This window comes from Pseudomonas sp. A39, from assembly GCF_058145955.1.
Genome location: NZ_JBYVMD010000060.1, coordinates 15,537 through 29,035 on the forward strand (window position 1 = coordinate 15,537; position 13,499 = coordinate 29,035).

The 13,499-nt window shown below is 62.1% G+C and carries 11 protein-coding genes and 1 riboswitch; of the genes, 10 read left to right on the forward strand and 1 reads right to left on the reverse strand.

Features of this window, described 5'->3' with window-relative positions; all coding sequences use genetic code 11:
* The first annotated feature begins 84 nt into the window (after positions 1-84).
* The 7 genes from AC3ZU9_RS28295 (at position 85) to astE (ending at position 7,985) form a co-directional block, all read left to right on the forward strand.
* Positions 85-1,305 (forward strand): aspartate aminotransferase family protein, encoded by a 1,221-nt coding sequence (locus AC3ZU9_RS28295; protein WP_093545472.1) that lies wholly within the window; start codon positions 85-87, stop codon positions 1,303-1,305.
* Between the two features lie 262 nt (positions 1,306-1,567).
* A complete protein-coding gene (gene aruF, locus AC3ZU9_RS28300) occupies positions 1,568-2,587 on the forward strand; it encodes an arginine/ornithine succinyltransferase subunit alpha (RefSeq protein ID WP_015885475.1) in 1,020 nt (339 codons plus the stop codon).
* A 51-nt stretch (positions 2,588-2,638) separates the two neighbouring features.
* Positions 2,639-3,667: an arginine N-succinyltransferase gene (astA, locus tag AC3ZU9_RS28305; RefSeq protein ID WP_015885474.1), complete on the forward strand. Its 1,029-nt coding sequence runs from the start codon at positions 2,639-2,641 to the stop codon at positions 3,665-3,667.
* Positions 3,664-5,130 carry a succinylglutamate-semialdehyde dehydrogenase gene (gene astD, locus AC3ZU9_RS28310; RefSeq protein WP_064055097.1) on the forward strand — a complete coding sequence of 489 codons (1,467 nt, stop codon included), beginning with the start codon at positions 3,664-3,666 and terminating at the stop codon, positions 5,128-5,130. Before astA ends, astD begins: the two co-directional genes overlap by 4 nt.
* A gap of 163 nt (positions 5,131-5,293) precedes the next feature.
* Positions 5,294-6,640 carry an N-succinylarginine dihydrolase gene (astB, locus tag AC3ZU9_RS28315; protein WP_015885472.1) on the forward strand — a complete coding sequence of 449 codons (1,347 nt, stop codon included), beginning with the start codon at positions 5,294-5,296 and terminating at the stop codon, positions 6,638-6,640.
* Between the two features lie 38 nt (positions 6,641-6,678).
* Positions 6,679-6,969 (forward strand): hypothetical protein, encoded by a 291-nt coding sequence (locus tag AC3ZU9_RS28320; RefSeq protein WP_003214319.1) that lies wholly within the window; start codon positions 6,679-6,681, stop codon positions 6,967-6,969.
* 11 nt (positions 6,970-6,980) lie between these two features.
* Entirely contained in the window at positions 6,981-7,985 is a 1,005-nt protein-coding gene (gene astE / locus AC3ZU9_RS28325; RefSeq protein ID WP_231807748.1) for a succinylglutamate desuccinylase, read from the forward strand.
* 72 nt (positions 7,986-8,057) lie between these two features.
* Here the strand turns inward: astE and AC3ZU9_RS28330 are convergent, their stop codons facing one another.
* The gene (locus AC3ZU9_RS28330) at positions 8,058-8,567 is read right to left on the reverse strand and encodes a 6,7-dimethyl-8-ribityllumazine synthase (protein ID WP_015885470.1); all 510 of its coding nucleotides are present in this window, start codon (positions 8,565-8,567) and stop codon (positions 8,058-8,060) included.
* 96 nt (positions 8,568-8,663) lie between these two features.
* Positions 8,664-8,833, reverse strand: a riboswitch (FMN riboswitch).
* Positions 8,834-9,024: 191 nt separating this feature from the next.
* Between AC3ZU9_RS28330 and ltaE the strand changes: the two genes are divergently transcribed.
* The 3 genes from ltaE to AC3ZU9_RS28345 all read left to right on the forward strand — a co-directional run.
* Entirely contained in the window at positions 9,025-10,029 is a 1,005-nt protein-coding gene (gene ltaE, locus AC3ZU9_RS28335) for a low-specificity L-threonine aldolase (protein ID WP_015885469.1), read from the forward strand.
* 146 nt (positions 10,030-10,175) lie between these two features.
* The gene (gene alaS, locus AC3ZU9_RS28340) at positions 10,176-12,794 is read left to right on the forward strand and encodes an alanine--tRNA ligase (RefSeq protein WP_064055095.1); all 2,619 of its coding nucleotides are present in this window, start codon (positions 10,176-10,178) and stop codon (positions 12,792-12,794) included.
* A 94-nt stretch (positions 12,795-12,888) separates the two neighbouring features.
* Positions 12,889-13,499, forward strand: a 611-nt coding sequence (locus tag AC3ZU9_RS28345; RefSeq protein WP_490091650.1) for an aspartate kinase, incomplete at its 3' end; no start/stop codon positions are given.

A 13,499-nucleotide genomic window follows, 5' to 3' on the forward strand; every position in this document is an offset into this window, starting at 1 on the left:
CGGCAAGGCCGCTCTGAAAACTGTCCTTACAATCCCTGCATCGCCCGCCAGTTCCAGGCAGGCGTTCCTCTTCAGGAGACTCCGATGTCCGTTGAGCAAGCCCCGGTGCAACGTGCCGATTTCGACCAGGTGATGGTTCCCAACTACGCACCTGCCGCCTTCATCCCCGTGCGTGGCGCAGGTTCGCGCGTATGGGACCAGGCGGGTCGAGAGCTGATCGACTTTGCCGGCGGCATCGCGGTCAACGTATTGGGTCACGCCCACCCGGCGCTGGTCGGTGCGCTGACCGAACAGGCCAACAAGCTGTGGCACGTGTCGAACGTGTTCACCAATGAGCCGGCCTTGCGCCTGGCGCATAAGCTGATCGACGCCACCTTTGCCGAGCGCGTGTTCTTCTGCAACTCCGGCGCCGAAGCCAACGAGGCCGCCTTCAAGCTGGCCCGTCGCGTGGCGTTCGACCGTTTCGGCACTGAGAAGTACGAGATCATTGCCGCGCTGAACAGCTTCCACGGCCGTACCCTGTTCACCGTCAACGTCGGTGGCCAGTCGAAGTACTCCGACGGTTTCGGGCCTAAAATCACGGGCATCACCCACGTCCCTTATAACGACCTCGACGCGCTGAAAGCCGCCGTGTCGGACAAGACCTGCGCCGTGGTGCTGGAGCCGATCCAGGGCGAAGGCGGCGTACTGCCGGCCGAATTGGCCTACCTGCAAGGCGCGCGTGAGCTGTGCGACGCGAACAACGCACTGCTGGTGTTCGACGAAGTGCAAACGGGCATGGGCCGCAGCGGCCACCTGTTCGCCTACCAGCATTACGGCGTGGTGCCGGACATCCTCAGCAGCGCCAAGAGCCTGGGCGGCGGTTTCCCGATTGCGGCGATGCTCACCACTGAGGCGCTGGCCAAGCACCTGGTGGTCGGCACCCACGGCACCACCTACGGCGGCAACCCGCTGGCGTGCGCGGTCGCCGAGGCGGTGATCGACGTGATCAACACCCCCGAGGTGCTGGCCGGCGTCAACGCCAAGCACGACCTGTTCAAGGCGCGCCTGGAGCAGATCGGCAAGCAATACGGCATTTTCACCGAAGTCCGTGGCATGGGCCTGCTGATCGGTTGCGTGCTGAGCGATGCCTTCAAAGGCAAGGCCAAGGACGTGTTCAACGCGGCCGAGAAAGAAAACCTGATGATCCTGCAAGCCGGCCCGGACGTGGTGCGTTTTGCCCCAAGCCTGGTGGTGGAAGAGGCGGACATCAACGAGGGCCTGGACCGTTTTGAGCGTGCCGTGAAGTCGTTGACACAAGCCTGATGGACCGTTCGGCGCCTGGCGATCAGGCGTCGAGCAAAATTCTGTAGGCCGGACCGAGTCAAATGTGGGAGCTGCTTTTTGTGGCGAGGGAGCTTGCTCCCGCTGGAGTGCGAAGCGCTCCCAATATCTTTGGGGCCGCTACGCAGCCCAGCGGGAGCAAGCTCCCTCGCCACAAAAGCCGGTTCCCACATTTGGACCTGTGTTGAATCAGGACCTGTCCGGTATTTTTTCCTGTGAGTTTTTCGAGTTAAGGAGTGACACCATGCTGGTGATGCGCCCCGCGCAAATGGCTGATCTGGGCGAGGTACAGCGTCTGGCTGCGGACAGCCCGATTGGTGTCACCTCCTTGCCGGACGATGTGGAGCGCCTGAGCGATAAAATCGCCGCCAGCGAAGCCTCCTTCGCGGCCGAGGTGAGTTTCAACGGTGAAGAGAGCTACTTCTTTGTGCTCGAAGACACCGAGACCGGCAAGCTCGCCGGCTGCTCGGCCATCGTCGCCTCGGCCGGTTACTCGGAGCCGTTCTACAGCTTCCGTAACGAAACCTTCGTGCACGCCTCCCGCGAGCTGAAGATCCACAACAAGATCCACGTGCTTTCCCAGTGCCACGACCTGACCGGCAACAGCCTGCTCACCAGTTTCTACGTGAAGCCTGCGCTGGTCGGTTCGCCGTGGTCGGAACTCAACTCCCGTGGCCGCCTGCTGTTCGTCGCCAGCCACCCCGAGCGCTTTGCCGACTCGGTGGTGACCGAGATCGTCGGCTACAGCGACGAGAACGGTGATTCGCCGTTCTGGGACGCCATCGGTCGCAACTTCTTCGACCTCAACTACGCCGCCGCCGAGCGCCTGTGCGGATTGAAAAGCCGTACGTTCCTCGCCGAGCTGATGCCGCACTACCCGATCTACGTGCCACTGCTGCCGGACGAAGCCCAGGAAGCCATGGGCCAGGTGCACCCGCGTGCGCAGATCACCTTCGACATCCTGATGCGCGAAGGCTTCGAGACCGACCATTACATCGACATCTTCGACGGTGGCCCAACGCTGCATGCGCGGGTGTCGGGCATTCGCTCCATCGCCCAGAGCCGCGTGGTGCCGGTGAAGATTGGTGAGATGGTCAAGGGTGTCGGCCGCCAGTACCTGGTGAGCAACGCGCAGTTGCAGGATTACCGCGCGGTGATGCTGGAGCTGGATTACGCGCCGGGTAAACCGGTGACGTTGGACCTCGCAGCGGCCGAAGCCCTGGGTGTTGGCGAAGGCGCGAGCGTGCGCCTGGTAGCGGTTTAAAAAGAGAGTTTCGCGGGTGGCTGACCACAGCGGCCCGTTCGAGGAGATAGCATGATCGTTCGTCCCGTACGCAGCAGCGATTTACCGGCCCTGATTGATCTGGCGCGCAGCACCGGCACCGGCCTCACCACCTTGCCGGCCAACGAAGAGCGCCTGACCCATCGCGTGGGCTGGGCGGAAAAGACCTTTCGCGGCGACGCCGGGCGCGGCGATGCCGACTACCTGTTCGTGCTGGAAAATGACGAAGGCCGCGTGGTGGGCATTTCTGCCATCGCCGGCGCCGTTGGCTTGCGTGAGCCCTGGTACAACTTCCGGGTCGGCCTGACCGTCAGCGCCTCCCAGGAGCTGAACATCTATCGCGAGATTCCGACGCTGTTCCTGGCCAACGACCTCACCGGCAATTCCGAGCTGTGCTCGTTGTTCCTGCACGCCGATTACCGCACCGGACTCAACGGCCGCATGCTGGCCAAGGCGCGCCTGCTATTTATCGCTGAGTTCCCGCAGTTGTTCGGCAGCAAGATCATTGCCGAGATGCGTGGCGTGTCCAACGACGCCGGGCGCTCGCCGTTCTGGGAAAGCCTGGGTCGGCACTTTTTCAAGATGGAATTCAGCCAGGCCGACTACCTCACCGGCGTGGGCAACAAAGCGTTTATCGCCGAGCTGATGCCGAAGTTTCCGTTGTACAGCTGCTTCCTGTCCGAGGATGCGCGCAACGTGATCGGCAAGGTCCACCCGGACACCGAACCGGCGCTGAGCATGCTCAAGAGCGAAGGGTTCAGCTACCAGGGCTACGTCGACATCTTCGACGCCGGCCCCGCGGTGGAGTGTGAAACCACCAAGATCCGCGCCGTGCGCGACAGCCAGTCGCTGGTACTGGCCATCGGCACGCCGGGGGACGACGCCACGCCGTTCCTGATCCATAACCGCAAGCGCGAGGATTGCCGCATTACCGCCGCACCGGCCCGCCTGGCGGCAGGCACGCTGGTGGTCGATCCGCTGACCGCCAAGCGCCTGCAACTGGTGGTGGGTGATCAAGTGCGCGCCGTACCGTTGTCCGCTGCTCGGGAGTCGAAACAATGAATTCGCTGTATATCGCAGGTAGCTGGCTGGCTGGCCAGGGTGAACTGTTTGAGTCGCGCAACCCGGTGACCCAGCACGTGCTGTGGTCCGGCAACGGTGCGACTGCCGAGCAGGTTGAATCCGCCGTGCAGGCCGCGCGCCAAGCATTCCCGGCCTGGGCCCGGCGCCCGCTGGAAGAGCGTATCAGTGTGCTCGAGACCTTCGCAGCCACGCTGAAAAACCGCGCCGATGAGATCGCCCGTTGCATCGGCGAGGAAACCGGCAAGCCGCTCTGGGAGTCGGCCACCGAAGTCACCAGCATGGCCAACAAGATTGCGATCTCGGTGCAGAGCTACCGCGAGCGTACCGGCGAGAAGAGCGGCCCCCTGGGCGATGCCACCGCTGTACTGCGCCACAAGCCACACGGTGTGGTGGCGGTGTTCGGGCCTTACAACTTCCCGGGGCACTTGCCGAACGGGCATATCGTCCCGGCCTTGCTGGCGGGTAATACCGTGCTGTTCAAGCCGAGCGAGCTGACCCCTAAAGTCGCCGAGCTGACCGTGCAATGCTGGATCGAAGCCGGCCTGCCGGCGGGTGTGCTGAACCTGCTGCAAGGCGCGCGGGAAACCGGCATCGCCCTGGCGGCCAACCCCGGCATTGACGGGCTGTTCTTTACCGGTTCGAGCCGTACCGGTAACCACCTGCACCAGCAATTCTCCGGGCGCCCGGACAAGATCCTGGCCCTGGAAATGGGCGGCAACAACCCGCTGGTGGTCGACGAAGTGGCCGACGTGGATGCGGCGGTCTACACCATTATTCAGTCGGCGTTTATCTCCGCCGGCCAACGTTGCACCTGTGCCCGTCGCCTGCTGGTGCCGGAAGGCGCCTGGGGCGATGCGTTGCTGGCGCGCCTGGTGGCAGTCAGCGCGACGATTGCAGTCGGTGCGTTCGACCAGCAACCGGCGCCGTTCATGGGTTCGGTGATTTCCCTGGCGGCTGCCAAGGCGTTGATGGATGCCCAGGAACTGATGTTGGCCAACGGCGCCGTGGCGCTGCTGGAAATGACCCAGCCACAGGATCAGGCTGCGCTGCTGACGCCAGGCATCATCGACGTGACCGGCGTGACTGCGCGCGAAGACGAAGAATTGTTCGGCCCGCTGTTGCAGGTGATCCGCTACGCGGATTTTGCAGCGGCGATTGCCGAGGCCAACAACACCCAGTACGGCCTGGCCGCGGGCTTGTTGTCGGATTCCGAAGCGCGCTACCAGCAGTTCTGGCTGGAAAGCCGCGCCGGTATCGTCAACTGGAACAAACAACTGACCGGCGCCGCCAGTACCGCGCCGTTCGGTGGGGTAGGGGCGTCGGGCAACCATCGCGCCAGTGCCTATTACGCGGCGGACTATTGCGCATACCCGGTGGCCTCGTTGGAGACCCCGAGCCTGGTGGTCCCGGCAACGCTGACCCCCGGCGTGCGCTTGTCTTAGGGGGGCAATGAAACCCTGTGGCGAGGGAGCTTGCTCCCGCTGGGGCACGAAGCGGCCCTAAGATTTTGGGGCCGCTGCGCAGCCCAGCGGGAGCAAGCTCCCTCGCCACAGAAGCTTTGTTATTGATGCCTATAAAAATACAGATGTTCGTGGAGCCTCGCCGATGAAATCCTATGAAGTCAATTTTGACGGTCTAGTGGGGCCGACCCATAACTACGGCGGTTTGTCCTACGGCAACGTCGCGTCCCAGAGCAACAGCCAGCAGTCTTCCAACCCGAAGGAAGCGGCGTTGCAGGGCCTGCAGAAAATGAAAGCCCTGATGGACATGGGCTTTGTGCAAGGTGTGTTGGCTCCCCAGGAGCGTCCGGATGTGGCCGCCTTGCGCAACCTCGGTTTCAGCGGCACCGACGCCCAAGTCATCCAGCAGGCGGCCAAGCACGCCATGCCGCTGCTGGTCGCGAGCTGCTCGGCGTCGAGCATGTGGGTGGCCAATGCCGCCACCGTCAGCCCGAGTGCCGACACTGCTGACGGCCGCGTGCATTTCACCGCCGCCAACCTCAACTGCAAGTACCACCGCAGCATTGAACACCCGACCACCAGCCGCGTGCTGGGGGCGATGTTTGCCGACCAGAAGCACTTCGCCCACCACGCCGCGTTGCCGGCGGTGGCGCAGTTCGGTGACGAGGGCGCGGCCAACCACACACGCTTCTGCCGCGATTATGGCGAGGCGGGCGTGGAGTTTTTTGTGTACGGGCGCAGCGCCTTTGATACCCGTTACCCGGCACCCCAGAAGTACCCGGCGCGCCAGACGCTCGAAGCGTCCCAGGCGGTCGCGCGCTTGCACGGCTTGCAGGACGACGGCGTGGTCTACGCCCAGCAGAACCCGGCGGTGATCGATGCCGGCGTGTTCCACAATGATGTGATCGCGGTGGGCAACGGTGAAGTGCTGTTCTATCACGAGGATGCGTTCCTCAATACCGAGCAGATGCTCGGCGAATTGCACGGCAAGCTGGGCAAGCTGGGCGGCCACTTCCAGTCGGTGTGCGTGCCCCGCGCCCAGGTCAGTGTCGAGGACGCGGTGCGTTCCTACCTGTTCAACAGCCAGCTGCTGAGCCGCGCCGATGGCTCGATGCTGCTGATCGTGCCGGAAGAGTGCCGCGCCAATGAACGCGTCTGGCAGTACCTGCAAGGCCTGACCGCGTCCGGTGGGTTGATCCGCGAAGTGAAGGTGTTCGACCTCAAGCAAAGCATGCAGAACGGCGGAGGCCCTGCATGCCTGCGCTTGCGTGTCGCGTTGAACGAAACGGAACTGGCGGCGGTGAATCCAGGCGTTATCATGACGGCGCCGCTGTACGACACGCTGACCCAATGGGTCGACAAGCACTACCGCGACAGCCTGCGTGAAACCGACCTGGCTGACCCGCAATTGCTGCTTGAGTGCCGGACGGCACTGGATGAACTGACGCAAATCCTTAAACTGGGCTCGGTTTATCCGTTCCAGATCAATTAACGCCACCTTCTTTTACGCCCTATGCTGAGAGCTACTCTATGACCACCGACACCCTGAAACTGATCCTTGAAGACACCGACGGCACCCAGCTGGAAACCTCCTGCACCCGCGTCGCCGTGGTGTGGCAGGGCAAGGAGATCTGGATCCAGCACGACGGCCGTGGCCAATTGCTGATCGGTGTGGACGTGGAAGAGGGCGACGCCGAGTACGCCAACCTGTTGATGCGCCCGCTGGCCACCAACCTGATGAGCCTGCAACTGGAAATGGAACCGGCCGACGTTGAAGGCGATGACGACGATCACGTCCACGGTCCTGGCTGCAACCACTAAGGAAGCTGCTTATGCTCGCCCTCGGCAAACTGCTTGAACTGACCCTCGCCGGTCGCGAACCGGCGCAAAAAATTCAACTGACTGTCGACGGCGTGCAGATGCGCTGGCTCAGTGAGGGCGCGCTTGAAGTGCGCCCACCTGAGGCCCGCGACAACGGCAGCGACCTGCTGCTGTCGTCCGGCATCCATGGCAATGAAACCGCGCCGATCGAACTGCTCGACCGCCTGTTGCATGGCATCGCCCGTGGGGAGATTAAACCCCGCTCCCGTGTCCTGTTCCTGTTCGGCAACACCGAGGCCATGCGCCGCGGCGAGCGCTACCTCGAGCTGGACGTCAACCGGCTGTTCAACGGTCGGCATGAAAAAAACATCGGCCCCGAAGCCATGCGCGCCGCCGAGCTGGAGCAACTGGCTCGCAGTTTCTTCAGCCTGCCGGGCCGTTCGCGCCTGCATTACGACCTGCACACGGCCATTCGTGGCTCGAAGATCGAGCAGTTCGCCTTGTACCCGTGGAAAGAAGGTCGCCAGCATTCACGTCACCAACTGGCGCGCCTGAACGCTGCAGGCATGCAAGCGGTGCTGCTGCAGAACAAGACCTCGATCACCTTCACCGCGTTTACCTATGAACAGTTGGAGGCCGAGGCTTTCACCCTGGAATTGGGTAAGGCGCGGCCGTTTGGGCAGAACCAGAGCGTGAATGTTTCCCGCCTGGAGCTGCGCCTCAAGCAGATCATCGAAGGCACCGAACCTGAGACTGACAGCCTGGACGGGTTGAAACTGTTCGCCGTGTCGCGCGAAGTCATCAAGCACAGTGATGCGTTCCTGCTGCATTTGCCGGCTGACGTGGAAAACTTTTCGGAGTTGGAAAAGGGTTATCTGCTGGCCGAAGATGTGGCCAAGACGCGCTGGGTGATCGAGGAGGAGGGTGCACGCATCATCTTCCCTAACCCGAAGGTGAAGAATGGTTTGCGGGCGGGGATATTGATTGTGCCGACGACGGATGCCGGCCTGGCCTAGATCTCAAGTCTTAACCGGATCCAAATGTGGGAGGGGGCAAGCCCCCTCCCACATTTTGTTTTGCTGTGTTGCTTAGACGGCTAGCGCACGCGGCTCGCTGCGACGGATCGCCCGCACTTTGTGCAGGGTGTCGGCGCAGGTACGCGCAGCTTCCTGGCCCTTGTGCACGAAGTGTTCGTAGAAGAACGTGGTGTGCTCGCTGCCGGCGTGGAAGTGGTGCGGGGTCAGCGACACCGAGAACACTGGTACTTCGGTTTCCAACTGCACCTGCATCAGGCCGCTGACCACCGATTGGGCGACGAATTCGTGGCGGTAGATACCGCCGTCAACCACCAGCGCGGCGGCAACGATGCCGGCGTAACGGCCGGTCTTGGCCAGCAGCTTGGCGTGCAGGGGCATTTCAAAGGCGCCGCCGACTTCGAAGAAATCGATGTCCGATTCCTGGTAGCCCTGGGCGATCATTTCGGCGAGGAAGCCCTTACGCGATTGGTCGACAATATCCTTGTGCCAGCAGGCCTGGATAAACGCGACGCGCTCGCCGTGATGGTTTTTGCTTTTGCTGTCGATAGCGGTGGGTTGCATGTTCTGACTCCTGTTTAAGAAAAAAACAGGGCGTTATGAATCGAATGGGATTTAAGGGTACGCAAGCACACGGGGTGCGCGGCCCTTAGGTGCCAATCCCGTTCTCTCTTCATCCGGACTATGACCGTCGGCCCCGGGATCACACCGGGTCTGCTGACCTTGCCGCCGTACCGCGTGAGCAGTTCGAGGCGCCAAGCGCTCGCGGGCTATGCACATTGCGTGCAATTACCGCCGGTGGGGAATTGCACCCCGCCCTGAGAACGTTGCCGCCAGAACCCTGGCGGCGGAGAGTTTTTAACACGGTTTTTCGAAAACTGCACGACCGCCGTATCGATAAGCTATATCGGTTTGTTTGGTTGGTATTCGATTCAATGCAGCGGGGGCTTGATATTCCCAGGCTTTGCCCGCAGTAATCATGCTTATAAGGCACTTATTCAAATCGTCAGAGGCTTGATTCATGTCCGTGATTGACCTGCGCAGCGACACCGTGACCCAACCCACCCCTGGCATGCTCGATGCGATGGCCACTGCCGCCAGCGGTGATGACGTCTACGGCGAAGACCCCAGCGTCAACCGCCTGGAAGCCGAGCTGGCCAAGCGCCTGGGGTTTGCCGCGGCGTTGTTCGTGCCCACCGGCACCATGAGCAACCTGCTGGCGTTGATGGCGCATTGTGAGCGCGGCGAGGAATACATCGTCGGCCAACAAGCGCACACCTACAAATACGAAGGGGGCGGGGCGGCGGTGCTCGGTTCGATCCAGCCCCAGCCCTTGGACGTGCAGGCGGACGGCTCACTGGACCTGGACCAGGTGCTGGCTGCGATCAAGCCGGACGATTTCCACTTCGCCCGCACCCGCCTGCTGGCGTTGGAAAACACCATGCAAGGCAAGGTGTTGCCGCTGGAGTACCTGGCGAACGCCCGCGCGTTCACCCGTGAACATGGCTTGGCCCTGCACTTGGACGGCGCGCGGCTCTACAACGCAGCGGTCAAGCTGGGAGTGGATGCGCGCGCGATTGCCCAGCACTTTGACTCGGTGTCGGTGTGCCTGTCCAAAGGCCTCGGCGCGCCGATCGGCTCGGTGCTGTGCGGCTCCACGGCGCTGATCGCCAAGGCCCGGCGCCTGCGCAAGATGGTCGGTGGCGGTATGCGCCAGGCCGGTTCCCTGGCGGCGGCGGGGTTGTATGCCCTGGATCACCAGGTACAGCGCCTGGCCGATGACCATGCCAATGCCCTGTGGCTGGGGGATGCGCTGCGCGAGGCCGGGTACAGCGTGGAGCCGGTGCAGACCAATATGGTCTACGTGCAGATCGGTGACCGGGCCGATGCCCTGAAGGCCTTTGCCGCCGAGCGCGGGATCAAGCTGAGCGTTGCGCCGCGGCTGCGCATGGTCACGCATATGGATGTCAGCCGCGCGCAGATGGAGCGCGTGCTGCAGGCATTTGTCGAGTTTTCGCCAAAATGAGCGTGCAGACCGTCTAATTGAACCTCTCTATCGCATAAACACGCTGTACCACCGGCAAAGGGCCGATATAATGCGGCCCTTTGCCGTCGCTTCGTCTGATGATGTTGCGCACTGGCCTTTGGCCGCAGACTCCGTGGAAGAACCTAATGAAAAGCGCAGAAATCCGTGAAGCCTTCCTTCGCTTCTTCGAAGAGCAAGGTCACACCCGTGTCGCCTCCAGCTCCTTGATCCCAGGCAATGACCCTACCCTGCTGTTCACTAACGCGGGGATGAACCAGTTCAAGGACTGCTTCCTGGGCCAGGAAAAGCGCGCCTACACCCGTGCCACCAGCAGCCAGAAGTGCGTGCGTGCCGGCGGCAAGAACAGTGACCTGGAAAACGTCGGCTACACCGCCCGCCACCACACCTTCTTCGAAATGCTGGGTAACTTCAGCTTCGGTGACTATTTCAAGAAAGATGCGATTACGTTCGCCTGGACCTTCCTCACCGGCGTGTTGAAGCTGCCCAAGGAAAAACTCTGGGTCACCGTCTATGCCACCGATGACGAAGCCTACGACATCTGGACCCAGCAAATCGGTGTGCCGGTCGAGCGCATGATTCGCATCGGCGACAACAAGGGCGCGCCTTACGCCTCCGATAACTTCTGGACCATGGGTGATACCGGCCCATGCGGCCCCTGCACCGAGATTTTCTATGATCACGGCGCCGACATCTGGGGTGGCCCACCGGGCTCGCCGGAAGAAGACGGCGACCGTTACATCGAGATCTGGAACAACGTGTTCATGCAGTTCAACCGCACCGCCGATGGCGTGTTGCATCCGTTGCCGGCGCCGTCGGTGGATACCGGCATGGGCCTGGAGCGAATCAGTGCGGTGATGCAGCACGTTCATTCCAACTACGAAATCGACCTGTTCACCAACCTGCTGAGCGCTTCGGCTGCGGCCATTGGCTGTGCCAATGAAAGCCAGTCTTCGCTCAAGGTGGTGTCGGACCACATCCGTTCCTGCGGCTTCCTGATTGCCGACGGTGTACTGCCGTCCAACGAAGGCCGTGGCTACGTGCTGCGTCGTATCATCCGTCGCGCCTGCCGCCACGGTAACAAGCTGGGCGCCACCGGCAGCTTCTTCTACAAAATCGTGGCCGCGCTGGTTGCCGAGATGGGCGAAGCCTTCCCGGAACTCAAGCAGCAGCAAGGCAACATCGAGCGCGTGCTCAAGGCTGAGGAGGAGCAGTTCTCCAAGACCTTGGAGCACGGCTTGAAGATTCTGGAACAGGACTTGGCTGAGCTCAAAGGCACCGTTGTGCCGGGCGATGTCGTGTTCAAGCTCTATGACACCTACGGGTTCCCGATGGACCTCACCGCCGACATCGCCCGTGAACGCGAGTTGACCATCGATGAGGCCGGTTTTGAACGTGAGATGGAAGCCCAGCGTGTGCGTGCGCGTTCCGCCAGTTCCTTTGGCCTGGACTACAACACCCTGGTCAAGGTCGACGTGCCCACCGAGTTCACCGGTTACAAGGCTACCGTTGGCGCGGCCAAGATCGTTGCCCTCTATAAAGACGGCAAATCGGTCGACGTGTTGAGTGAAGGCGACGAGGCGGTTGTGGTCCTGGACCAGACGCCGTTCTACGCCGAATCCGGTGGCCAGATTGGCGACTGCGGTTTCCTGAGCTCGACGTCCGGTCGTTTTGAGGTGCGCGACACCACCAAGACCGGCGGTGCTTTCCTGCATCACGGTGTGTTGGTGTTGGGCAACTTGACGGTCGGTGCGCCGGTGGACACCCAGGTCGATGCCGACGTACGCCATGCAACGGCGCTGAACCACTCGGCCACGCACTTGTTGCACGCGGCACTGCGCCAGGTCCTGGGCGAGCACGTCCAGCAAAAAGGTTCGTTGGTGGACAGCCAGCGCCTGCGCTTTGACTTCAGCCATTTTGAAGCGATCAAGCCTGAGCAGATCAAGGCCCTGGAAGACATCGTCAACGCTGAGATTCGCAGGAACACTGCGGTAGAAACCGAAGAGACCGACATCGAGACCGCCAAGGCCAAGGGTGCCATGGCGTTGTTCGGCGAGAAGTACGGCGACAATGTTCGCGTACTGAGCATGGGTGGCGACTTCTCGGTGGAGCTGTGTGGTGGTATTCACGCCAACCGTACCGGCGACATCGCCCTGCTGAAAATCATCAGCGAAGGCGGCGTCGCGTCCGGTGTGCGTCGTATTGAGGCGGTGACCGGTGCTGCGGCCCTGGCCTACCTCAATGCAGCTGAAGAGCAACTCAAGGAAGCGGCCAGCCTGGTCAAGGGCAGCCGCGACAACCTGATCGACAAGCTGTCCGCTGTGCTGGAGCGCAACCGCGCCCTGGAGAAACAGCTGGAGCAGTTGCAAGCCAAGGCGGCCAGCGCTGCAGGTGACGATCTGTCGGCTTCGGCCGTGGACGTCAAGGACGTCAAAGTCCTGGCTGCGCGCCTGGATGGTCAGGATGGCAAGGCGTTGTTGGCCCTGGTCGATCAGTTGAAGAACAAGCTCGGCCGCGCAGTGATCCTGCTCGGCAGTGTCCATGAGGATAAGGTCGTTCTGGTTGCCGGTGTAACCAAGGACCTGACTGGCCAACTCAAGGCCGGTGATTTGATGAAGCAAGCCGCCGCGGCAGTGGGCGGGAAGGGCGGTGGTCGTCCGGACATGGCGCAAGGCGGTGGTGTAGACGCTGGCGCCCTGGACGCGGCCCTGGCCCTGACCGTGCCGTTTGTCGAAGCAGGTATTTAAGGCACTGTTAACCGGCCCGTGGTCTAGTCACGGGCTGCTCGGTGCTGGTTGATTGGATATTAGGCGCCCCTTTACGGGCTGAGGCGGCTTAGAAATGGCTTTGATCGTACAGAAATTTGGAGGCACCTCGGTCGGTTCCGTCGAAAGAATCGAGCAGGTGGCCGACAAGGTTAAGAAATTCCGCGATGCCGGCGACGACCTGGTGGTGGTGCTGTCGGCCATGAGCGGCGAGACCAATCGCCTGATCGATCTGGCCAAGGCAATCAGTGGCGACCAACAGCCGCTCCCGCGTGAGCTGGATGTGATCGTGTCCACCGGCGAGCAGGTGACCATCGCCTTGCTGGCCATGGCGCTGAATAAGCGTGGTGTGCCGGCGGTGTCCTACACTGGCAGCCAGGTGCGTATCCTGACCGACAGCGCGCATACCAAGGCGCGTATCCTGCAGATCGATGATCAGAAAATCCGTACTGACCTGAAAGCCGGGCGCGTGGTAGTTGTAGCAGGCTTCCAGGGTGTGGATGAGCAGGGCAACATCACCACCCTCGGGCGTGGCGGTTCGGACACCACCGGCGTGGCACTGGCCGCGGCGCTCAAGGCCGATGAATGCCAGATCTACACCGATGTGGATGGCGTCTACACCACCGACCCGCGTGTGGTGTCCGTGGCCCAGCGCCTGGACAAGATCACCTTTGAAGAGATGCTGGA

Coding starts and splice junctions, on each gene's coding strand:
- AC3ZU9_RS28320 (WP_003214319.1), top strand. CDS start 6,679: ATGACCACCGACACCCTGAAACTGATCCTTGAAGACACCGACGGCACC.
- astD (WP_064055097.1), top strand. CDS start 3,664: ATGAATTCGCTGTATATCGCAGGTAGCTGGCTGGCTGGCCAGGGTGAA.
- aruF (WP_015885475.1), top strand. CDS start 1,568: ATGCTGGTGATGCGCCCCGCGCAAATGGCTGATCTGGGCGAGGTACAG.
- AC3ZU9_RS28330 (WP_015885470.1), bottom strand. CDS start 8,567: ATGCAACCCACCGCTATCGACAGCAAAAGCAAAAACCATCACGGCGAG.
- alaS (WP_064055095.1), top strand. CDS start 10,176: ATGAAAAGCGCAGAAATCCGTGAAGCCTTCCTTCGCTTCTTCGAAGAG.
- AC3ZU9_RS28295 (WP_093545472.1), top strand. CDS start 85: ATGTCCGTTGAGCAAGCCCCGGTGCAACGTGCCGATTTCGACCAGGTG.
- ltaE (WP_015885469.1), top strand. CDS start 9,025: ATGTCCGTGATTGACCTGCGCAGCGACACCGTGACCCAACCCACCCCT.
- astB (WP_015885472.1), top strand. CDS start 5,294: ATGAAATCCTATGAAGTCAATTTTGACGGTCTAGTGGGGCCGACCCAT.
- astE (WP_231807748.1), top strand. CDS start 6,981: ATGCTCGCCCTCGGCAAACTGCTTGAACTGACCCTCGCCGGTCGCGAA.
- astA (WP_015885474.1), top strand. CDS start 2,639: ATGATCGTTCGTCCCGTACGCAGCAGCGATTTACCGGCCCTGATTGAT.